We start from the raw sequence: 18,166 nt of genomic DNA on the forward strand, positions 1-18,166 counted from the left end.
AACGGCGCGTTGGAATTGGCCGCTCAGGGCTGGATTTCGGTCCGCGCGCCCCAGGTCTTGGGGTCGGGCAGGCCGGTGCGCTTCTTGGGGGACTGCGAGACGACGGTGACGCCCTTGACGTCCTTGGCCCCGCCGATGGCGATCGCCTCGCGCAGCAGGCTGGCCTTCAGCTTGGCCTCGTCGATCTTGGTGTAGTCGCTGTCCAGGGTGAAGGGCGTGCGATGCCCGGCGCGCACCAGGGCGTCGCGGAAATAGGGCTCCCGCGTGCGCAGCTTGCCGGTGTTGGCCATGGCCGAGAGCTGCACCCTCACCGAGACGAAGACGTAGTTCACCAGGACGCCGCGGGCGACCACGGGCAGGGCCACGGGCGCCAGGTCGACATACTGGCCGACCTCAGGCTTGCCCCCGCCTTCCTTGGGCTTCTCCGACGCCCGGGCGGACCCGGCGAACAGGCCCAGGGCGGCGGCGGCGAGGAGGGCGCGGCGAAGCATGGGCCCACCTTCCGGCAATATGGTTTCCGGAAGCTTGCGGCCGCCTCAGGCGTGCCGCCAGCCGCCGGGGCCGGCCTGGAGCACCGCCCCGCCGGCCCGGACCTCGACCCCCTCGCCGTCCGTCACCTCGCCGATCACGGTGAGGCCCAGCAGGGCCGGCTGATCGGCGGGCGCGGTGCAGACGATCTCGTAGTCGTCACCGCCGGTGGCCAGCCGCAGGCGGGCGGCGGCAGGATCGGGCTGGGTCGCCAGCCAGGCCCGCGCCGGGCCCGACAGCGGCATGCGGTCCAGATCGATCCGCATGCCCACGCCGCTGGCCTTGGCGATATGGCCGGCGTCGGCGATCAGACCGTCGGAGACGTCGGCCGCCGCGCTGGCATAGGCCCGCAGGACCTCGCGCAGATCGAGCCGGGGCGTCGGCAGGCGATGGCCCTCGGGCAGCCAGCGGCGGTCCAGTTCGCCCCAACCGGGACCCCAGTCCAGCCAGCCGTCGCCGATCGGGCCGCTCACCAGCACCAGGTCGCCGGCCTTGGCGCCCGCCCGGCGGATCATCCGCCCCGCCGGGACCCAGCCCAGCAGGGTCATGCACACCGTCAGGGGCCCGGGGGTGGAGACGGTGTCGCCCCCCAGCAGGATCACCCCGAAGGCCCGGCCGTCCTCATCCAGGCCGCGGGCGAAGGCCTGTCGCTGCTCCCAGCCGAAGTCGGTGGGCCAGGCGGTCATCAGCAGATAGCCGTGGGGCTCCGCCCCCTTGGCGGCGAGATCGGAGAGATTGGCCCGCATCAGCCGCCGCGCCACGATGTCGGGCGGGTCGTCGGGCTGGAAATGCACCCCGGCCACCAGGGCGTCCTTGGTGACCACCAGGTCGAAGCCCGGCCGCGAGGGAATGACGGCGGCGTCGTCCAGCAGATCGAAGGCCTCGGCCGCCCCGCGGGTCAGGGGGCGGAACAGCCGGGCGATCTGTTCGAATTCATCCGGCGCGGACATCCTGCGCCACCTTGTCGAGGGCGCCGTTGACGAAGCCCGGCTCCGGCCCTTCGAAGAAGGACTTGGCCAGCTCGACATACTCGTCGATCACCACCTCGACCGGCACGTCGCCGCGGTGGGCAAGCTCGTAGGCGCCGGAGCGCAGGATGGCGCGAACCGTCGCGTCCAGCCGCTCCAGACGCCAGCCGGCGGCCAGGCGCTTGACCACGGCGGCGTCGATCTCGCGCTGACTCTCCACCACGCCGCGCACCAGTTCGGCGAAGAAGGCCTCGTCGGCGGCGGCCAGGGGATCGCCCTCCCCGTCGCCCTCGATGCCGCGATCGAAGCGGTGATCGGTGAACTCGCGGATCACCGCCTCCACCCCGACCCCGGAGACTTCCATCTGGTAGAGCGCCTGGACGGCGGCCAGGCGCGCCACCGAGCGGGCCTGCTTGGGCTTGCTCATCGGGCCTGCCCGCCCATCAGCTGGCTCTTCAGGGAGATCATCGTGAGCGCCGCGCGGGCCGCGCCGCCGCCCTTGTCGCCCTCACTGATCTTGGCGCGGGCCCAGGCCTGCGCCTCGTCCTCCACGGTGAGGATGCCGTTACCGATCGCCAGACGCTTGCCGATCGTCAGGTCCATGATCCCGCGGGCTGACTCGTTGGAGACGATCTCGAAGTGATAGGTCTCACCGCGGATCACCGTGCCGAGGGCGACATAGCCGTCGTAGCGAACGCCGGTGGCGCCGCCCTCTTCGGCGAGGGCGATGGCCCCCGGGATCTCCAGAGCGCCAGGCACGGTCACCACATCATATTCCGCACCTTGCGAGGTGATGGCGTCGGCGGCGCCCTGCAGCAGGGCGTCGGCCAGGTCGGAATAGAAGCGCGCCTCGACGATAAGGATGCGGATTTTGTCTTCGAGCATGGGTTCTTTCCGGAGCGCGGCCGAGTTGGCCGCTCCCTTTAGGCTGTTTCTCGCCAGCGGGCGAGATACCGGGCCAGCATGTCGATCTCTAGATTGACCCGCGACCCCACTTCCAGGGTTCCGAGCGTGGTCACGTCCCAGGTGTGGGGGATCAGATTCACCCCGAAGACGTCGTCCTCCACCTCGTTCACGGTGAGCGAAACACCCTCGACGGTGATGGAGCCCTTCGGGGCGATGAACCGGTGCAGGGGCCGGGGAACGCGGACCTTCACCCGGTGGCTGCCGCCCTCGCTCTCGATGGAGATCACCTCGCCGATCCCGTCGACATGGCCCGAGACGATGTGGCCGCCGAGTTCGTCGCCCACCCGGGCGGCGCGCTCCAGATTGACCGGGCGGCCTTCCTTCCAGTCCGACAGGGTGGTGAGGGAGAGCGTCTCGCCCGAGACCTCCACGGCGAACCAGCCCTCGGCCTTCTCCACCACGGTCAGGCAGCAGCCGGCATGGCTGATGGAGGCGCCGATATCGACGGTGGAGAGATCGAACTTGGTCTCGATCTCGAACCTGCGGTCGCGGTTGGTGTCGCGGACGGCGCGGACGCGGCCCACATCGGTGACGATGCCGGTGAACATTCAGATCCTCTCGTAGCGTTCCCACACATCGGGACCCAGCACGTGAAGATCAACCCGCTTAAGCTTCGGCGCGTCGGAAAGCGCCTGGATGGCCAGGGCGCCGATCCCCGGCCGCCCCTCCCCGCCGATGATGATGGGAGCTCGGAACCACTCCAGGGCGTCCACCAGGCCGCAGCGCAGGAAGCTGGCGGCCACCTGTCCCCCGCCCTCGACGAACAGGCGGCTCAGCCCCTCGGCGGCCAGGGCGCGGACCACGTCGTGCAGTTCGGGCCGCTCGTCGCCCACGGCGTGGACCTGCAGGACGCGGACGCCGGCCTCGGTCAGGCGAGCTTCCGGCGGCGTGGTGGCGATCAGATAGGTCGGGATGTCGCGCGCGGTGGCGACCAGCTTGCAGCCGTCGGCCAGCCGCTGGCGGCTGTCCAGCACCACCCGCGCGGGCTGCGGCCCGTCATAGGCCGGCAGGCGGACGGTCAGCTCCGGATCGTCGGCCAGGGCCGTCTCGACGCCGACCACGACCGCGTCATGCTCGGCGCGCAGGCGGTGGACGGTTTCGCGCGACTCCGCCCCGGTGATCCAGCGGCTCTCGCCGGTGGCGGTGGCGATGCGGCCGTCCAGGGAGGTGGCGAGCTTGAGGGTGACCGGCACGGATCAGGCCTCGTCGTCGACCTGTTCGCTCAGGCCCTCTTCCCCCAGGAAGGTGGCGAACTCGCCGGCCTCGCGGAAGTCGCGATAGACCGAGGCGTAGCGGACATAGGCCACGTCATCGAGGGCCTTGAGCTGCTTCATCACCATCTCGCCCACCGCCGAGGAGGGCAACTCGGTCTCGCCCATGCTCTCCAGCTGGCGCACGATGGTGGAGATCATCTTCTCGATGCGCTCGGACTCGATGGGGCGCTTGCGGGTGGCGATGGCGATCGAGCGCGCAAGTTTGTCGCGCTCAAAGGGCGTGCGCCGGCCCGACCGCTTGAGGATGGTCAGCTCGCGAAGCTGCACCCGCTCGAAGGTGGTGAAGCGGCCCCCGCATTCGGGACACAGCCGCCGGCGCCGGATGGCCGCGCCGTCTTCCGACGGGCGGCTGTCCTTCACCTGGCTTTCGAGATGACCGCAGAACGGGCAGCGCATGATCTAGCCCTTCCGGCCAATCCAACCCCTATTAGAGGGACTAGCTGTAGATCGGGAAGCGTTTCGTCAAGGTCAGGACCTCGGCCTTCACCTTGGCTTCGATGGCGGAATTGTCGCCGCCGGCCGCGACGCCATCCAGAACCTCGCCGATCCAGGTCCCCACCTGGCGGAATTCGGCGGGCCCGAAGCCCCGCGTCGTGCCGGCCGGGGTGCCGACCCGCAGGCCCGAGGTCTGCATCGGGGGAAGCGGATCGAAGGGGATGCCGTTCTTGTTGGTGGTGATACCGGCCCGCTCCAGGGCGATCTCGGCGTCGGCGCCGGAGACGTTCTTCGGCGTCAGGTCCACCAGCATCAGGTGGCTGTCGGTGCCGCCGGAGACGATCTTGAAGCCGGCGATCTGCAGGCTCTCGGCCAGGGCGCGGGCGTTGTCCACCACCTGGCGGGCATAGAGCTTGAACTCCGGACGCAGGGCCTCGCCGAAGGCCACGGCCTTGCCGGCGATCACGTGCATCAGGGGACCGCCCTGCAGGCCGGGGAAGACGGCCGAGTCGATCTTCTTGGCCCACTTCTTGGAGTTGGTGAGGATCATCCCGCCGCGGGGGCCGCGCAGGGTCTTGTGGGTCGTGGTGGTGACGATGTGGGCGTGGGGGAACGGGTTGGGATAGGCCCCGCCCGCCACCAGGCCGGCATAGTGGGCGATGTCCACCATCAGCAGGGCGTCCACGCTGTCGGCGATCTCGCGGAAGCGGGCGAAGTCGATGGCCCGCGAATAGGCCGAGCCCCCGGCGATGATCACCTTGGGCTTCTCGGCCAGGGCCACCTCGGCGGCCTGGTCGTAGTCGATCAGGTGGTCCTGTTGGCGCACCGCGTAGGCCACGGGGCGGAACCACTTGCCCGACTGGTTGACGCTCTTGCCGTGGGTCAGGTGGCCGCCGGCGGCCAGGTCCATGCCCATGAAGGTGTCGCCGGGACTCATGGTGGCCATGAACACCGCCTGGTTGGCCTGGCTGCCCGAGTGCGGCTGCACATTGGCGTATTCGCAGCCGAACAACTGCTTGGCCCGGTCGATGGCGATCTGCTCGACCTCGTCCACCACCTCGCAGCCGCCGTAGTAGCGCTTGCCGGGATAGCCCTCGGCGTACTTGTTGGTCAGGACGGAGCCCTGCGCCTCGAGCACGGCGCGGGAGACGATGTTCTCCGAGGCGATCAGCTCGATCTGATCCTGCTGACGCTTCAGCTCCCGGGACAGGACGCTGGAGACGTCCGGATCGCTCTCGGCGACCGGGGCGGTGAAGAAGGCGTCGATGAAATTGGCGGCTTGGGCGGTCATGGGTGGGCCTTTCGGGAATCTGGGGAGGACGGGCCTGGGCGGCTCTTTAGCGCCTTGGGCGCTGGGGACCAAATGCTGGGAACAAAGTCTGACAGAGGGCGTTGTCGCCTCACCGGAGGTGCACGAGCGATCCTGCCCCTGACGGAACAGCTCGGTTTGTACCCAGGGGGCGCGTGATGAGTATCGACAGGGAAACCGAGGAGGGGGCGGGCGAGGAAGTGTTGTCCCTGGCCACCGACATCGTCTCGGCCTTCGTCAGCCGCAACAGCGTGGCGCAGAGCGACCTGCCCGACCTGATCCGTTCGGTGCACCACGCCCTGTCGGGTCTTGGCCACGCGGCCGTCGCCCTGCCCGAGGAGCGGCCGAAACCCGCGGTTCCCGTCAGCAAGTCGGTGCAGCACGACTTCATCGTCTGCCTGGAAGACGGCAAGAAGCTGAAGATGCTCAAGCGCTATCTGCGCTCGCGCTTCGACCTGAGCCCGGATGATTATCGTCGTCGGTGGGGTTTGCCGCCGGACTATCCGATGGTGGCGCCGGCCTATGCGGCGCGGCGCTCGGACTTCGCAAAGCAGATCGGCCTGGGCCGGGGCGTGCGGCGGCGGAGTTGAGGTGGGCGGCCTGGCCGCCCGATCGTTCAGATGAAAAGCGAAGTTGAGGCTTCTCCGAAGCGGTGAGGACCGCACCGGTATGCGCTCTCATGGGGAAATTCGCAACCCGCGCCCCTCAGGGCCTGGGCCCCTCCCGCACGGCCGCCGGGACCAGGGCCTCGATCTTCCCCGGCGCAAGGCGCCCCTCCCGGATCATGCGGTCGAGGAAGGTCACATAGTCCTGGCCCGACTCCAGGAACTTCTCCTGCTTCATCAGCACATAGATGGCCGCGGCCATCACGTGCAGGCCATCGTCGGCGGTCCGCCAGCGCTCGCCGGCGTCCCCGCCCTTGAAGGCGAAGCCGATCTTCTCGTTGATCACCTGGTCCAGGGCCTGGGTGGAGTCCTCGTCGAACAGGCCCTCGATGGTGTTGTAGCCATAGGAGGCGTTGTGTCCCTGGAACCGCGCCTGGACGAAGGGATCGGCCCGCGCCACCGCGATGGCCGCCAGCACCCGCGGGTCCTTGGGGTCGAAGGGCGGATGCAGCATCTCGTGCACCGAGGTCCCGCCGACGATCGAGAGCACCCGGTCCTTGGGATAGGTGGGATCGGTCAGGAAGCGGTCGCCGGTCACCCGGATACCGTGCGGACGGCAGTAGCGGGTGGCCACCACCTGGATCTCTCCGCTGTCGAGCCTGCGGCCGAGCACCTGCTCCACGAGGGGCACGACGTCGGTCTGCTCCAGTTGCGGCGCGATCTCGGCCAGGGCGGCCTTCACCGGCCCCTCGGCGTCGGCGCGCCAATAGGCCGGGAAGTCGATGTCGCGATACCAGCGCAGCACCGTCAGAACATCCGGCCGCAGGGCCCCGAACCGCGCCCAGGCCGCGTCGTCCCAGAAGCGGCTGGCCTGTAGGCGCGCCTTCATGGCCGCGGGGTGCTCTGCCGCGGCGATCAGTTCGGGGAGGGTCTGAGCGTCGGCCGCCGAAAAGGTCAGGGCCAGCCAGGCCGAGGCGATGTCGCCGTCGGCCTTGGACCTCGCCGTGATGGTCTTGAAGGCCGCCCGCGCCTGCGGCGTAAGCCGCGCGCCCAGGGCGTCGTGCTGGCTTTGATAGTAGCGGACATAGAAGGGGTCGTCGGCCATGACCCCGGCCAGGCACAGGGCGTCGAAGGTGACCGAGGGGGTGAAGCGCCACTGGGTGCGCCCGGCGGCCTGAACCGGGCCGGAGGTCAGGGCGCCGCCGAGGGCCAGGGCGAGGAGCAAGGATTTCATGCGGGCAGCATGGCGCGGACCACGCCCCCGATCTTGAACGGGATTAGCGTGCGCGGCGGCGGTAGGCCGCCGGCGTCGCGCCGCTGAAGGCGCGGAAGGCGCGGCTCATATGGGCCTGATCGGCATAGCCGTGATCGTGGGCCAGGGCCGACAGGGGTTCGCGACCCAGGCGCAGGTCCAGGCACAGGTCGATCAACCGACGACGGCGGCGATAGGCGCCGAGCGTCAGGCCGGTCCGCGTCCGGAAGGCCCGCGCCAGGTGGGTGGGATGACGTCCGGCGATTCCGGCCAGGGCCTCCAGGGTCCAGTCGGCGGCGGGCGCCTCGTCCAGGGCCCGCAGCACCCTGGCCACGCAGTCGAGATCGGCGCGGGTCTCGGGGCGCACCAGGCGGTCGAGGACTTCGGCCTTCAGGCCCGCGGCCGTCAGACCATCCCCCTGCCCGCCCTTGGCGACCTCGGCGGCCAGTTCGGTGAGGGCGCGCGCCAGGGCGGGTTCGGCCCGGCGGGCCAGCGGCTCGCAGGGCGGGTCGATCTGCAGGTTCAGGCAAAGGGCCCCGTGGGCTCCGAAGGTGTCGGCATGCCTCTGGCCGGCGGGATGCAGGATGATCTCGCCGGCCCCGCGCTCGGCCTCGCCCCGGGGGTCGCGCTCGCGGAAACCGCCGGCCAGCACCGCGCAGACATAGGCGCCGGCGTGTTCGTGCAGGGGCAAGGCGTGATCGGGGCGATGGCGACTCAGGGTCATGCCGGCGGCCGGTCCCGCGGCCACCTCGCCAAAGGTCTCACCGGCGGCAAGCGACGTCATGGCGCAAGCCTAGCGCGCGCGGCGCCCGGCCTTGAGTGAATTCGCCGTCAGGTCCGCGCCTCAGGCGGCGTAGCCGCCGACCCGCTTGATGTTGCAGTGGGCCCACAGCATTTCGAGGGTCCGGGCCAGGTCGTCCATCATAGCGTCGGTGTGGGCGGGGCTAGGGGTGAAGCGCAGCCGCTCGGTGCCGCGGGGCACGGTGGGGTAGTTGATGGGCTGGACATAGACCCCGTGCTCTTCGAGCAGGATGTCGGAGATCATCTTGCAGTGGTGGGGGTCGCCGACCAGCACCGGGACGATGTGGCTCTCGGACGGCATCACCGGCAGGCCGGCCTTGGCCAGCCTGGCCTTCAGGGCCGCGGCGCGCTCCTGGTGGGCCTCGCGGATCTCGTTGTGGTCCTTGAGGTAGCGGATCGAGGCCACGGCCCCGGCGGCCAGGGCCGGCGGGATCGAGGTGGTGAAGATGAAGCCGTCGGCATAGGAGCGGATGGCGTCGACGATCACCGCGTCGGCGGCGATATAGCCCCCCATCACGCCGAAGCCCTTGGCCAGGGTGCCCTCGATGATGTCGATCTGGTCCATGACCCCGTCGCGCTCGGCCACGCCGGCGCCGCGGGGGCCATACATGCCCACCGCATGGACCTCGTCCAGATAGGTCATGGCGTTGTACTTCTTGGCCAGCGCCACCATCGCCTTCATGTCGGTGATGTCGCCGTCCATGGAATAGACGCTCTCAAAGGCGATCAGCTTGGGCGCGTCGGCGGGCTCGCGGGCCAGCAGCTCCTCCAGGTGGGCCAGGTCGTTGTGGCGGAACACCCGGCGCTGCTCGCGCTTGCCGGCCCGGATGCCGGAGATCATCGAGTTGTGGTTCAGCTCGTCGGAGAACATCACCAGACCCGGCAGGATCTTGTACAGCGTCGACAGCGAGGCCTCGTTGGAGACATAGCCCGAGGTGAACAGCAGGGCCGCCTCCTTGCCGTGCAGGTCGGCCAGCTCGGCCTCCAGCTCGACATGGTAATGGGTGGTGCCCGAGATGTTGCGGGTGCCGCCCGAGCCTGCGCCGGCCTCGTCGATGGCCTGGTGCATGGCGTCCAGCACCACCGGGTTCTGGCCCTGGCCCAGATAGTCGTTGGAACACCAGACCACCACCTCCGAAGAGGTCCCGTCCTCGCGCGTCCAGGTCGCCTTCGGGAATTGACCGCGATGACGCTTCAGGTCGGCGAAGACCCGATAACGTCCCTCGGCATGAATCTGCTCGAGAGCGGTGCGAAACGCGGCCTTGTAATCCATCGACTGAATTCCGGTCGCGCGTTCGACGATCTCGCGCCGCAACCGGTCCCCTTAGCTTCGCCGGGCTTATCGCGCCGCCCGGACCCGTTGTCTATAATCCGTCATGTCGCAATCGCGCACATTTCGTGAGCGCCCGCGCAGGTTTCGTGAAGCGTCGCCATGGGTTCCCCTACGGCATTCGCCCCCGGAACATCTCCAGTATGGCCGAGAAGTCCTTTCCCCCGCCCCCAAGCCGGTCGAACAGGGCGTACAGCCCCTCGGCCTGGGCGCCCAGGGGGGCGGCCGCGCCGGCCTTGGCGGCGGCTTCCTGGGCCAGCTTCAGGTCCTTGAGCATCATGGCCGTGGCGAAGCCGCCCTCGTAGTCGCGATTCGACGGGGCGGCGGGCACCTGGCCGGGCCAGGGGCTGTAGTTGGACAGCGACCAGCATTGGCCGGAGGACTTTGTGGCGATCTCGAAGAAGCGGTCGGCGTCCAGGCCGAGCTTTTCGGCCAGGGCGAAGGCCTCGCACACCCCGATCATCGAGATGCCCAGCACCATGTTGTTGCAGATCTTGGCCGCCTGCCCCGCCCCGTGGTCGCCGGCCCGGATGACCGCGCGGGCCATGGGATCCAGCGCCCCCTCGACGGCGGCGAAGTCGCCCTCGTCGCAGCCCACCATGAAGGCCAGGGTCCCGCCCTCGGCCGCCGCCGTGCCGCCGGACACCGGGGCGTCGGCGAACCGGAACCCCTGGGCCTTGGCCTCGGCCGCCACCGCCCGGGCGCTCTCCACGTCGATGGTGGAGCAGTCGATCAGCAGGGCGCTGCTGGGCGCCTTGGACAGGATCTCGCCGGCATAGACCGCCCGGACGTGGGGTCCGGCCGGCAGCATGGTGATCACCACCTCGGCGTCGGCCACGGCCTCGGCGGCGGAGCCGGCCGCGCGGCAACCCGCCGAAACAGCCTTCTCCAGCGCCTGGGCCGACAGGTCGAAGGCCGCCACGGCGTGGCCCGCCTTCGCCTGGTTGGCGGCCATGCCGCCGCCCATGTTTCCCAGACCGATGAACGCGATCCGCGTCATGGGCGCGACACTCCTCTAACGACTCGAACGCCCTTACTTGGGCTTGCGGAACTTGTAGATGAACTGGTCGGTGTGGCCGCGCAGGGTGGGGTCGAAGACCATCTTGGTGTGGTCGTCGGTGGTGTTGCGCAGGACGGTGCTCTCGCCCTCGTACTTGAAGCCGGCCGCGGCCAGCTCGCTCTTGACGATGGCCGGGTCGATCCGGTGCAGCTTGTCGGCGGTGTCGAGGGGCGCGCCGTCGGCCGCGACGTGGTCGAGGACGATATAGACGCCGCCCGGCTTCAGGGCCGCGAACACCGCCTTGTTCACCTTGGCCACGTCCAGGTTGAAGCGCGCCAGGTGCAGGTCGTGATAGTTCTGCGAGGTCCAGATCACGTCGGCCTGGGTCGGCAGGGCCAGGGTCTCGAAGCTCGCCTGCACCACCTTGATGTTGCCGTAGGCCGGGTCGGCGGCCACCGCGAGGATCGGGTTGGGCTTGGCGTCCGGGGCGGGCGTCGCCGGCGGGGCGTTGATCACGGCGTAGACCGTACCCTTGGGGCCCACTGCCTTGGCGAAGATGCGGGTGAAGTAGCCGCCGCCGGGCAGGAAGTCGGCCACGGTCTGGCCGGGCTTGATCCCGGCGAATTCGAGCATTTCGGCGGGCTTGCGGTCGGCGTCGCGCTTGGTGTCGGCCTCGGGCCGGGCCTTGTCGGCCACGGCGGCGACCACGGCGGGGGACGGCGCGGCCTGGGCGACGCCCGTCGAAAGCGCCAGCACCGCCACGGCGGCCAGCATCAGATTACGTCTCATCGGATTCCTCCCAAGGTTGTTCGTCGAGATAGCATTCGGCGCGCGCCGTCGTCTCGTTACAGTCCAGTTAGGGGCGACCAGGCCTCGCCGGAAGGCAGGGGGGCGAATATCCCGTCCAGCATGACCTCGGTGACGCCCTCCAGGGTGGCGGGATTCCACTTCGGGGCGTTGTCCTTCTCGACGATCACCGCCCGCACGCCCTCGATGAAGTCGTGGCGCTGCACCACCCGGGCGCCGATCCGGTACTCCATCTCCATGTTCTCCGCGAAGCTCGCCGCCTTGGCGCCGAGCGCCAACTGCCGGAAGGCGACCTTCAGGGTCTGGGGCGACTTGGTGGCGAGCACCTTGAGCTGTTCGGCCGCCCACGGCGTTCCGGCGGCCTGCAGGGCCGCGACGATGGCCTCGACGCTGCCCAGGCCGAAGATGTGGTCGATCTCGTCCTGGTGCTGGGCCAGCGGCGGGCGGCCGGCGTCGCCCTCGAACTGGGTCAGCAGGGTCTCCACCGCCGCCGGATCGGCCAGCAGGGCGGTCTTGAAGGCCTCCACCTCCCCGCTCGGGATGAAGTCGGTGGCGATCCCCACCAGCTCGCAGTCGGCCGCCTTCAGCCGCGCCCCGGTGAGCGCCAGCCACAGGCCGATGTGGCCGGGCATGCGCGGCAGGAACCAGCCGCCGCCCACGTCGGGAAAGAGGCCGATGCCGGTCTCGGGCATGGCGAAGGTGGTGCGCTCTGTGGCCACCCGGTACTGCGAGGGCGCGGCCAGGCCGACGCCGCCGCCCATGGTCACCCCGTCCATGATCGCCACCACCGGCTTGCGGTACGAGAACAGCAGGTGGTTGAGGCGGTACTCCTTGAAGAAGAACTCTCGCGCCGCCTTGCCGTCGGCCGCGCCGCTCTCGGCCAGCATGCGGATATCGCCGCCGGCGCAGAAGCCGCGCTCGCCGGAATGGTCCAGCAGCACCAGCTCCACGCCCGGCTCGTCCCGCCAGGCCAGCAGGGCCTCGGTGAGGATCTCGCACATCGTGGTGGTGAGCGCGTGCAGCGCCTGGGGACGGTTGAGCGTCAGCCGCCCGACACGGCCCTCGATGCGGACCAGGACTTCACTCATTGGCGCAGCAGCTCCCGGGCGATGATCACCCGCATGATCTCGTTGGTGCCTTCCAGGATCTGGTGGACCCGCAGGTCCCGCACGATCCGCTCCAGCGGGTAGTCCTTCAGATAGCCGTAGCCACCATGCAGCTGCAGGGCCTGGTTGGCGACCTCGAACCCGGCGTCGGTGGCGAAACGCTTGGCCATGGCGCAGTACTGGGTGGCCTTGGGATCGCGGGCGTCCAGGGCCGCGGCGGCCCGGCGCACCATCAGGCGGGCGGCGTCCAGCTCGGTGGCCATGTCCGCCAGCCGGAACTGCAGGGCCTGGAAGTCGGCCAGGGCCTGGCCGAACTGCTTGCGGGTCTGCAGATAGTCCTTGGCCGTATCCAGGGCGAACTGGGCGCCCCCCAGGGAACAGGAGGCGATGTTGATCCGGCCCCCGTCCAGACCGGCCATGGCGAAGCGGAAGCCCTCCCCCTCCCCGCCCAGGCGGTTGGCCTCCGGCACGCGGACCCCGTCCAGGTTCACCTGGGCCGTGGGCTGGGCGTTCCAGCCCATCTTGCGCTCCTGAGCCCCGAAGGAGACCCCTGGCTGGTCCTTCTCCACGACGAAGGCCGAGACCCCCTTGGCCCCGGCCGCGCCGGTGCGGGCCATGACCAGATAGATGTCCGAGGTTCCCGCCCCGGAGATGAAGGCCTTGGAGCCGGTCAGGACATAGGCGTCCCCGTCCTTGCGAGCCGTGGTGGCCAGGGCCGCGGCGTCGGATCCCGAGCCCGGCTCCGTCAGGCAGTAGGAGGCGATCAGCTCCATGCTGGTCAGGCGCGGCAGGTAGCGGTGACGCAGGTCGTCGGAGCCGAACCGGTCGATCATCCACGAGACCATGTTGTGGATCGACAGGAAGGCCGCGGTGGGCACGTCGCCATAGCTGAGCTGTTCGAAGACGATGGAGGCGTCCAGCCGGCTGAGCGCCGAGCCGCCCACGTCCTCCTGGACATAGAGGCCGGCGAAGCCGAGGCCGGCGGCCTTGCGCAGCACATCCACCGGGAAGTGCTTGTCCTCGTCCCAGCGGGCCGAGTGGGGCGACAGCTCCTCGGCGGCGAAGACGCGGGCGGCGTCCTCGATGGCGCGCTGATCGTCGGTGAGGGTGAAATCCATGGGGGCCTCGAAGCGGTTGGCTTGAGGAACTCGCTCCGCTGGCGCAACCTGTCAACGAGCGGGAGTCGTGGGCATGACGGAACACCTGAGCGGGCGTGACCCGGAGACGGCGCGCAATCTGGCGCTGATCAACTATGGCCTGCTGTTCGCCTCGATCTTCTTCGCGGGGGTTCCGGCCCTGATCGCGGTGATCATCGCCTATTCGCAGCGCGACGAGGCGCCGCCCTCGGTTCGCTCGCACCACGACTTCCAGATCAAGATCTTCTGGGTGGCCTTCGCCCTGACCATGGCCGCCGGGGCCTGCGGTCTGGGGGCGCTGATCAGCGGGGTGGGCGAACTGATGGAGTTCACCCGGGCCAACGGCTGGGACGGTTTCTCCACCATCAATATCGATCTCTCCCGCCTGGCCATCGACGGCCGGATTGTCGCCCTGCTGGTGGCCGCGGTGGTCCTGTCCCTGCTGGCCGGGGTCTGGCTGATCGCCGCCCCGGCCATCGGTTTTATCCGCCTGGTCTCGGCGCGAGGGATTGGCCTGACCTCGCCCGCGGCCTAAACACCCCGCCCATGACCAACGCCCATCTCGCCGCCTACCCCGCCCTGCGCCTGCGCCGCCTGCGTCAGGCCGATTGGATCCGACGCCTGGTGCGCGAGAGCGTGCTCACCCCGGCCGACCTGATCTGGTCCATGGTGGTGCACGAGGGCGAGGGCGAGATTCCGGTGGGCTCCATGCCCGGCGTGGCGCGCCTGTCGGTCAAGGAGGCCGCCAAGGCCGCCGTCGAGGCCCGCAGGCTGGGCATACCGGCCATCGCCGTCTTCCCCCACATCGACGGCGCCAAGAAGGACGCCGCCGGAACCCTCGCCCATGACCCCAACGGCCTGGTGGCCACCGCCGTCAAGGCCATGAAGGACGCCGCCCCCGAGGTCGGGATCCTGTGCGACGTGGCGCTGGACCCCTTCACCGACCACGGCCACGATGGCCTGATCGAGAACGGCAAGATCCTCAACGACCCCACCATCGAGACCCTCATCCGCCAGGGGATCATGCAGGCCGAGGCCGGCGCCGACATCCTGGCGCCCTCGGACATGATGGACGGCCGCTGCGGCGCGTTAAGAGGGGCCCTGGAAAGCGCGGGACTTCAAGACGTTATGATCATGTCCTACGCCGCCAAGTACGCCTCGGCCTTCTACGGCCCGTACCGCGAGGCCATCGGCTCGGGCAAGCTCGGGACCGGCTCGGTGGACAACCCCGGCGACAAGAAGACCTACCAGATGGACTTCGCCAACTCCGACGAGGCCCTGCGCGAGGTCGCCCTCGACATCGCCGAGGGCGCCGACATGGTCATGGTCAAGCCGGGCATGCCCTATCTGGATATCGTCCAACGGGTGGTGGAGACCTTCGCCATGCCCACCTTCGCCTTCCAGGTCTCCGGCGAGTACGCGATGATCAAGGCCGCCACCCAGAACGGCTGGCTGGACGAGGAGCGCGCCATTCTGGAGAGCCTGGGCGGCTTCAAGCGCGCCGGAGCGGCGGGCGTTATCACCTATTTCGCCCCCGTCGCGGCCCGGCTGCTGGGAGCGTGAGCCAGATCTCCATCGTGGCGGCCCTGATCCGCGACGATCGGGGATTTCTGCTCACCGTCCGCAAGCAGGGAACCAGCGCCTTCATGCTGCCCGGCGGCAAGCGCGACCCCGGGGAGGACGACCTCACGGCCCTGGCCCGCGAACTCGCCGAAGAACTGGGCTGCGTCCTGGTGGAAAGCCGCGCGCTCGGCGTCTTCACCGCGCCGGCCGCCAATGAGCCCGACACGCGGGTCGAGGGCGCCATCTATCACGCCACGGTCAGCGGCCCCGTCGCCGCCCAGGCCGAGATCGCCGAACTGCTCTGGATCGATCCCGCCGCCCCGCCGGCCGTGCGCCTCGCGCCGCTGCTGGAAACCCAGGTCCTTCCGCGGCTATCCTAGAAGCCCGCATCCTGGAGATGACCATGCCGAAGTCCCTGATCCCCACCGCCCTCGCCGGCGGCCTCCTGGCGCTCTCGATGGCCGCCTCGGCCTCCGCCAGTTCCGACGACGCCTGGGCGGAATTCCAGAAAGAGGTCGCGACCCGCTGCAAGGCGGCGGCGACCAAGGACTCCGGCGTCAAGGCCTGGACCGTCTCGGTCTCGGCCTTCGGCAGCCAGAGCTACGGCATGGCGGTCCTCACCGGCAAGGCGCAGGGCGGCGTTCCCGTGAAGTACGCCTGCGTCATGAACAAGCAGACCAAGGCCACCGAGGTCGCCGGCGGCGAACCCTCCGGCTGGGCGAGCCGCTAGACTTCGGAGACGAAGTAGCGGCTGTCGCCGCCGTGGTCCGGCAGCGTGATCATGCCCGCGAACCTCAGGCCGATCTTCTGCAGCACCCGGATCGAGCCCTCATTGTCCGGCTTGGTGATGGCGACGATCCGCCCGAGGCCCAGGCTCCTGCGCCCATAGTCCAGCACCGCCGCCCCGGCCTCCGAGGCGTAGCCGCGCCCTGAGCACCGCTCCAGGAAGGCGTAGCCGATGTCGGGATCCTCCAGGACGTCGCGCTTGATCAGGCCGCAGATGCCCACCGGTTCGCCGGTGGCCTTCAGGCCTACCCACCAGAGGCCGAAGCCCTGTTTGGCGTAGCTCGCGGCCGGCCCGTCGATGACGTAGCGCTGGGCGTCCTCCAGGGTCCGGACCTCGCGGTCGCCGATGTTCTGCAGGAAGCCCGGCTCGTTGAGCAGCTCCAGGATGAAGGCGTCGTCGTCCGGCGTCAGGTGCCGCAGGAACAGCCGATCCGTCTCCAGAACCATCACCGACACGCCACGCTCCTCCTCGCCGCCCTGGCGCCGCCCCAGGGATGCCCGAATATACCGCCAAGTCGATTCCCACCGACAGAGCCAAGAAGCGATCCGCATGGCCGACGACCGCACCCCGCCCGCCAATGACGATCAGCTTCAGGAGCGGATTCTCTCGACCTCGGGGACCATGGTCGGGGTCTGCGCCACCCTGATCGGGCTGGTGAAGGTGGTGGAGCGCGGCGGCGGGCTCAGTCACGTGGACGAGTACGCCGGCTGCGCGGCGGTGATCTTCGTGTTCAGCGCCTTCTTCGCCTATCTGGCCATCCGCGCGCCCCGCCGGGGCAAGGTCCACGAGGCCTTCGGGACCATCGCCGACCTGCTGTTCGTCGCCGGCCTGATCGCGCTGGCCGGAATCTCGGTGATGTTCGCCTATGACCTCATCTAGACCGCGCGACTGAAGAACAGGGCGAACTCGCCCTCCGAGGGCGTGGCGTCATAGAGGGTGAGGTCCAGGCCGGTGAGGGAAAAGCCCAGGGCCTGGTAGGCCGCGACGCCCGGCGGATTGTGGTTGCTGGTCTCCAGCCAGACATGGCGGGCGCCGGCGGCCCGGGCGTGGTCCAGCACGGCGTCCATCAGCCGGCGGCCGAGGCCCTGGCCGCGCCGGCCAGCATCCACATAGAAGTGCCAGAGCGTCAGCCGCCGGTTCCAGGCCTGGAAGCCCACGGCGGCGAACCCGATGATATGCCCGCCGTCGGCCGCCACCCAGGCGGTGTCCCAGGGGCGCTCGGGATCGGCCAGGTCGTCGAGGGGGAACCGCTTGGTGACGGTCTGCGGGACGGAGCGCAGGACGATCCCCTGCGGTCCGGCGCTCGCCGTCAGCACATTGGTGCTCTGCACGGCGGTGTCGATCGCCGCGATCCCCGCCGCGTCCTGCGGCAGGACGGCGCGCCGGATCTCGGTCACGGCTTTTCGAGCCGGGCCACCAGGCTGGAGGTGTCCCAGCGCCGCCCGCCCATCGCCTGGACCTCGCCGTAGAAGCCGTCGATCAGGGCCGTGGCCTCCAGGGTCGCGCCGTTGGCGGCGGCCTCGTCCAGCACCAGACCCAGGTCCTTGCGCATCCAGTCCACCGCGAAGCCGAAGTCGAACCTGCCCTCGGCCATGGTCTTCCAGCGGTTGTCCATCTGCCAGGACTGGGCCGCGCCCTTGGAGATCGCCTCATAGACCTCCAGCGGATCGAGGCCCGCGCGCTTGGCGAAGTGCATGGCCTCGGCCAGCCCCTGGACCAGGCCGGCGATGGCGATCTGGTTGACCATCTTGGTGAGCTGACCGGCGCCGGGCTCGCCCATCCGCCGCACGGCCTTGGCGAAGGCCGCGATCACCGGCTCGGCCCGGGCGTAGGCGGCGGAGTCGCCGCCGCACATGACCGTAAGCTGGCCGTTCTCGGCCCCGGCCTGGCCGCCGGACACCGGCGCATCGACGAAGAAGCGGCCGTCGCGGCCCGCCAGCTGCGCCATCTCGCGGGCGACCTTGGCCGAGGTGGTGGTGTGGTCGACGATGATCCCGCCCGCCGCCATGACCGGCAGGGCCTGGGTCACGACGCCGCGGACATCGTCGTCATTGCCGACGCAGAGGAAGACGATCTCGGCGTCCTTCGCGGTCTCGGCGACGGTCGATCCCGCGCGGCCGCCGTGGCTGCCGACCCAGCGCGACGCCTTCTCCGGGCTGCGGTTGAAGACCGCCACCTCGTGGCCGGCCTTGGCCAGGTGCCCCGCCATGGGGAAGCCCATCACGCCCAAGCCCACGAATGCGACCTTCATGCCTCACGTCCTTCTCACAAACTCAACGCCATCTTAACGAGCCTCACC

At 69.7% G+C, this 18,166-nt stretch carries 24 protein-coding genes; 6 read left to right on the forward strand and 18 right to left on the reverse strand.

Features of this window, described 5'->3' with window-relative positions; all coding sequences use genetic code 11:
• Positions 1–23 precede the first annotated feature (23 nt).
• From AC1RN5_RS08815 to glyA, 8 genes are read right to left on the reverse strand one after another with little or no spacing between them, the layout of a single operon-like run.
• Positions 24–491 carry a hypothetical protein gene (locus AC1RN5_RS08815; protein ID WP_493040817.1) on the reverse strand — a complete coding sequence of 156 codons (468 nt, stop codon included), beginning with the start codon at positions 489–491 and terminating at the stop codon, positions 24–26.
• A gap of 45 nt (positions 492–536) precedes the next feature.
• The gene (gene thiL, locus AC1RN5_RS08820; RefSeq protein ID WP_493040818.1) at positions 537–1,478 is read right to left on the reverse strand and encodes a thiamine-phosphate kinase; all 942 of its coding nucleotides are present in this window, start codon (positions 1,476–1,478) and stop codon (positions 537–539) included.
• Positions 1,462–1,923 (reverse strand): transcription antitermination factor NusB, encoded by a 462-nt coding sequence (nusB, locus tag AC1RN5_RS08825; protein WP_493040819.1) that lies wholly within the window; start codon positions 1,921–1,923, stop codon positions 1,462–1,464. The genes thiL and nusB overlap by 17 nt, the downstream gene beginning before the upstream one ends.
• Positions 1,920–2,381 carry a 6,7-dimethyl-8-ribityllumazine synthase gene (gene ribH / locus AC1RN5_RS08830; protein ID WP_421931350.1) on the reverse strand — a complete coding sequence of 154 codons (462 nt, stop codon included), beginning with the start codon at positions 2,379–2,381 and terminating at the stop codon, positions 1,920–1,922. Before ribH ends, nusB begins: the two co-directional genes overlap by 4 nt.
• Positions 2,382–2,419: 38 nt before the next feature.
• Positions 2,420–3,010, reverse strand: coding sequence for a riboflavin synthase (locus AC1RN5_RS08835; RefSeq protein WP_493040820.1), 591 nt, complete (start codon positions 3,008–3,010; stop codon positions 2,420–2,422).
• The gene (locus AC1RN5_RS08840) at positions 3,011–3,655 is read right to left on the reverse strand and encodes a RibD family protein (RefSeq protein WP_493040821.1); all 645 of its coding nucleotides are present in this window, start codon (positions 3,653–3,655) and stop codon (positions 3,011–3,013) included.
• A gap of 3 nt (positions 3,656–3,658) precedes the next feature.
• Positions 3,659–4,132, reverse strand: coding sequence for a transcriptional regulator NrdR (gene nrdR, locus AC1RN5_RS08845; protein WP_493040822.1), 474 nt, complete (start codon positions 4,130–4,132; stop codon positions 3,659–3,661).
• 40 nt (positions 4,133–4,172) lie between these two features.
• Entirely contained in the window at positions 4,173–5,462 is a 1,290-nt protein-coding gene (gene glyA, locus AC1RN5_RS08850; protein ID WP_493040823.1) for a serine hydroxymethyltransferase, read from the reverse strand.
• A gap of 176 nt (positions 5,463–5,638) precedes the next feature.
• Between glyA and AC1RN5_RS08855 the strand changes: the two genes are divergently transcribed.
• Positions 5,639–6,070: a Ros/MucR family transcriptional regulator gene (locus tag AC1RN5_RS08855; protein ID WP_493040824.1), complete on the forward strand. Its 432-nt coding sequence runs from the start codon at positions 5,639–5,641 to the stop codon at positions 6,068–6,070.
• Between the two features lie 115 nt (positions 6,071–6,185).
• On the opposite strand, the gene AC1RN5_RS08860 is transcribed toward AC1RN5_RS08855, so the two are convergent.
• From AC1RN5_RS08860 to AC1RN5_RS08890, 7 genes are all read right to left on the reverse strand, one after another.
• Positions 6,186–7,319 carry a hypothetical protein gene (locus AC1RN5_RS08860; protein WP_493040825.1) on the reverse strand — a complete coding sequence of 378 codons (1,134 nt, stop codon included), beginning with the start codon at positions 7,317–7,319 and terminating at the stop codon, positions 6,186–6,188.
• Positions 7,320–7,362: 43 nt separating this feature from the next.
• On the reverse strand, positions 7,363–8,121 hold the full coding sequence (locus tag AC1RN5_RS08865) for a helix-turn-helix transcriptional regulator (RefSeq protein WP_493040826.1): 759 nt from the start codon (positions 8,119–8,121) through the stop codon (positions 7,363–7,365).
• 60 nt (positions 8,122–8,181) lie between these two features.
• Entirely contained in the window at positions 8,182–9,411 is a 1,230-nt protein-coding gene (gene hemA, locus AC1RN5_RS08870; protein ID WP_493040827.1) for a 5-aminolevulinate synthase, read from the reverse strand.
• A gap of 169 nt (positions 9,412–9,580) precedes the next feature.
• The gene (gene mmsB, locus AC1RN5_RS08875) at positions 9,581–10,468 is read right to left on the reverse strand and encodes a 3-hydroxyisobutyrate dehydrogenase (RefSeq protein ID WP_493040828.1); all 888 of its coding nucleotides are present in this window, start codon (positions 10,466–10,468) and stop codon (positions 9,581–9,583) included.
• Between the two features lie 33 nt (positions 10,469–10,501).
• The gene (locus AC1RN5_RS08880) at positions 10,502–11,257 is read right to left on the reverse strand and encodes a class I SAM-dependent methyltransferase (RefSeq protein ID WP_493040829.1); all 756 of its coding nucleotides are present in this window, start codon (positions 11,255–11,257) and stop codon (positions 10,502–10,504) included.
• Between the two features lie 56 nt (positions 11,258–11,313).
• Positions 11,314–12,363 (reverse strand): enoyl-CoA hydratase/isomerase family protein, encoded by a 1,050-nt coding sequence (locus AC1RN5_RS08885; RefSeq protein ID WP_493040830.1) that lies wholly within the window; start codon positions 12,361–12,363, stop codon positions 11,314–11,316.
• Complete coding sequence (locus AC1RN5_RS08890; RefSeq protein WP_493040831.1) at positions 12,360–13,499, reverse strand: isobutyryl-CoA dehydrogenase; 1,140 nt, start codon at positions 13,497–13,499, stop codon at positions 12,360–12,362. The genes AC1RN5_RS08885 and AC1RN5_RS08890 overlap by 4 nt, the downstream gene beginning before the upstream one ends.
• Positions 13,500–13,572: 73 nt before the next feature.
• On the opposite strand from AC1RN5_RS08890, the gene AC1RN5_RS08895 reads away from it, so the two are divergent.
• From AC1RN5_RS08895 to AC1RN5_RS08910, 4 genes are read left to right on the forward strand one after another with little or no spacing between them, the layout of a single operon-like run.
• The gene (locus AC1RN5_RS08895) at positions 13,573–14,052 is read left to right on the forward strand and encodes a hypothetical protein (RefSeq protein WP_493040832.1); all 480 of its coding nucleotides are present in this window, start codon (positions 13,573–13,575) and stop codon (positions 14,050–14,052) included.
• A gap of 11 nt (positions 14,053–14,063) precedes the next feature.
• Positions 14,064–15,080, forward strand: a complete 1,017-nt coding sequence (gene hemB, locus AC1RN5_RS08900) for a porphobilinogen synthase (RefSeq protein WP_493040833.1) — start codon at positions 14,064–14,066, stop codon at positions 15,078–15,080.
• Positions 15,077–15,460, forward strand: a complete 384-nt coding sequence (locus AC1RN5_RS08905; RefSeq protein ID WP_493040834.1) for an NUDIX hydrolase — start codon at positions 15,077–15,079, stop codon at positions 15,458–15,460. Before hemB ends, AC1RN5_RS08905 begins: the two co-directional genes overlap by 4 nt.
• Positions 15,461–15,483: 23 nt before the next feature.
• Positions 15,484–15,810: a hypothetical protein gene (locus AC1RN5_RS08910; protein WP_493040835.1), complete on the forward strand. Its 327-nt coding sequence runs from the start codon at positions 15,484–15,486 to the stop codon at positions 15,808–15,810.
• Here AC1RN5_RS08910 and AC1RN5_RS08915 read toward each other — a convergent pair.
• On the reverse strand, positions 15,807–16,313 hold the full coding sequence (locus tag AC1RN5_RS08915) for a GNAT family N-acetyltransferase (RefSeq protein WP_493041482.1): 507 nt from the start codon (positions 16,311–16,313) through the stop codon (positions 15,807–15,809). The two genes, AC1RN5_RS08910 and AC1RN5_RS08915, sit on opposite strands and share 4 nt — an antisense overlap.
• A gap of 103 nt (positions 16,314–16,416) precedes the next feature.
• Here AC1RN5_RS08915 and AC1RN5_RS08920 point away from each other — a divergent pair, with 103 nt between their 5' ends.
• Complete coding sequence (locus AC1RN5_RS08920) at positions 16,417–16,746, forward strand: hypothetical protein (protein ID WP_493040836.1); 330 nt, start codon at positions 16,417–16,419, stop codon at positions 16,744–16,746.
• Here the strand turns inward: AC1RN5_RS08920 and AC1RN5_RS08925 are convergent.
• Together AC1RN5_RS08925 and AC1RN5_RS08930 are read right to left on the reverse strand one after the other, a co-directional pair.
• A complete protein-coding gene (locus AC1RN5_RS08925) occupies positions 16,743–17,264 on the reverse strand; it encodes a GNAT family N-acetyltransferase (protein ID WP_493040837.1) in 522 nt (173 codons plus the stop codon). The two genes, AC1RN5_RS08920 and AC1RN5_RS08925, sit on opposite strands and share 4 nt — an antisense overlap.
• A complete protein-coding gene (locus AC1RN5_RS08930) occupies positions 17,261–18,118 on the reverse strand; it encodes an NAD(P)-dependent oxidoreductase (protein WP_493040838.1) in 858 nt (285 codons plus the stop codon). Before AC1RN5_RS08930 ends, AC1RN5_RS08925 begins: the two co-directional genes overlap by 4 nt.
• Between the last annotated feature and the right edge of the window lie 48 nt (positions 18,119–18,166).

The organism is Phenylobacterium sp. GW821-FHT12F10 (genome assembly GCF_058806695.1).

Coding starts and splice junctions, on each gene's coding strand:
- AC1RN5_RS08815 (WP_493040817.1), bottom strand. CDS start 491: ATGCTTCGCCGCGCCCTCCTCGCCGCCGCCGCCCTGGGCCTGTTCGCC.
- thiL (WP_493040818.1), bottom strand. CDS start 1,478: ATGTCCGCGCCGGATGAATTCGAACAGATCGCCCGGCTGTTCCGCCCC.
- nusB (WP_493040819.1), bottom strand. CDS start 1,923: ATGAGCAAGCCCAAGCAGGCCCGCTCGGTGGCGCGCCTGGCCGCCGTC.
- ribH (WP_421931350.1), bottom strand. CDS start 2,381: ATGCTCGAAGACAAAATCCGCATCCTTATCGTCGAGGCGCGCTTCTAT.
- AC1RN5_RS08835 (WP_493040820.1), bottom strand. CDS start 3,010: ATGTTCACCGGCATCGTCACCGATGTGGGCCGCGTCCGCGCCGTCCGC.
- nrdR (WP_493040822.1), bottom strand. CDS start 4,132: ATGCGCTGCCCGTTCTGCGGTCATCTCGAAAGCCAGGTGAAGGACAGC.
- glyA (WP_493040823.1), bottom strand. CDS start 5,462: ATGACCGCCCAAGCCGCCAATTTCATCGACGCCTTCTTCACCGCCCCG.
- AC1RN5_RS08855 (WP_493040824.1), top strand. CDS start 5,639: ATGAGTATCGACAGGGAAACCGAGGAGGGGGCGGGCGAGGAAGTGTTG.
- AC1RN5_RS08860 (WP_493040825.1), bottom strand. CDS start 7,319: ATGAAATCCTTGCTCCTCGCCCTGGCCCTCGGCGGCGCCCTGACCTCC.
- AC1RN5_RS08865 (WP_493040826.1), bottom strand. CDS start 8,121: ATGACGTCGCTTGCCGCCGGTGAGACCTTTGGCGAGGTGGCCGCGGGA.
- hemA (WP_493040827.1), bottom strand. CDS start 9,411: ATGGATTACAAGGCCGCGTTTCGCACCGCTCTCGAGCAGATTCATGCC.
- mmsB (WP_493040828.1), bottom strand. CDS start 10,468: ATGACGCGGATCGCGTTCATCGGTCTGGGAAACATGGGCGGCGGCATG.
- AC1RN5_RS08880 (WP_493040829.1), bottom strand. CDS start 11,257: ATGAGACGTAATCTGATGCTGGCCGCCGTGGCGGTGCTGGCGCTTTCG.
- AC1RN5_RS08885 (WP_493040830.1), bottom strand. CDS start 12,363: ATGAGTGAAGTCCTGGTCCGCATCGAGGGCCGTGTCGGGCGGCTGACG.
- AC1RN5_RS08890 (WP_493040831.1), bottom strand. CDS start 13,499: ATGGATTTCACCCTCACCGACGATCAGCGCGCCATCGAGGACGCCGCC.
- AC1RN5_RS08895 (WP_493040832.1), top strand. CDS start 13,573: ATGACGGAACACCTGAGCGGGCGTGACCCGGAGACGGCGCGCAATCTG.
- hemB (WP_493040833.1), top strand. CDS start 14,064: ATGACCAACGCCCATCTCGCCGCCTACCCCGCCCTGCGCCTGCGCCGC.
- AC1RN5_RS08910 (WP_493040835.1), top strand. CDS start 15,484: ATGCCGAAGTCCCTGATCCCCACCGCCCTCGCCGGCGGCCTCCTGGCG.
- AC1RN5_RS08915 (WP_493041482.1), bottom strand. CDS start 16,313: ATGGTTCTGGAGACGGATCGGCTGTTCCTGCGGCACCTGACGCCGGAC.
- AC1RN5_RS08920 (WP_493040836.1), top strand. CDS start 16,417: ATGGCCGACGACCGCACCCCGCCCGCCAATGACGATCAGCTTCAGGAG.
- AC1RN5_RS08930 (WP_493040838.1), bottom strand. CDS start 18,118: ATGAAGGTCGCATTCGTGGGCTTGGGCGTGATGGGCTTCCCCATGGCG.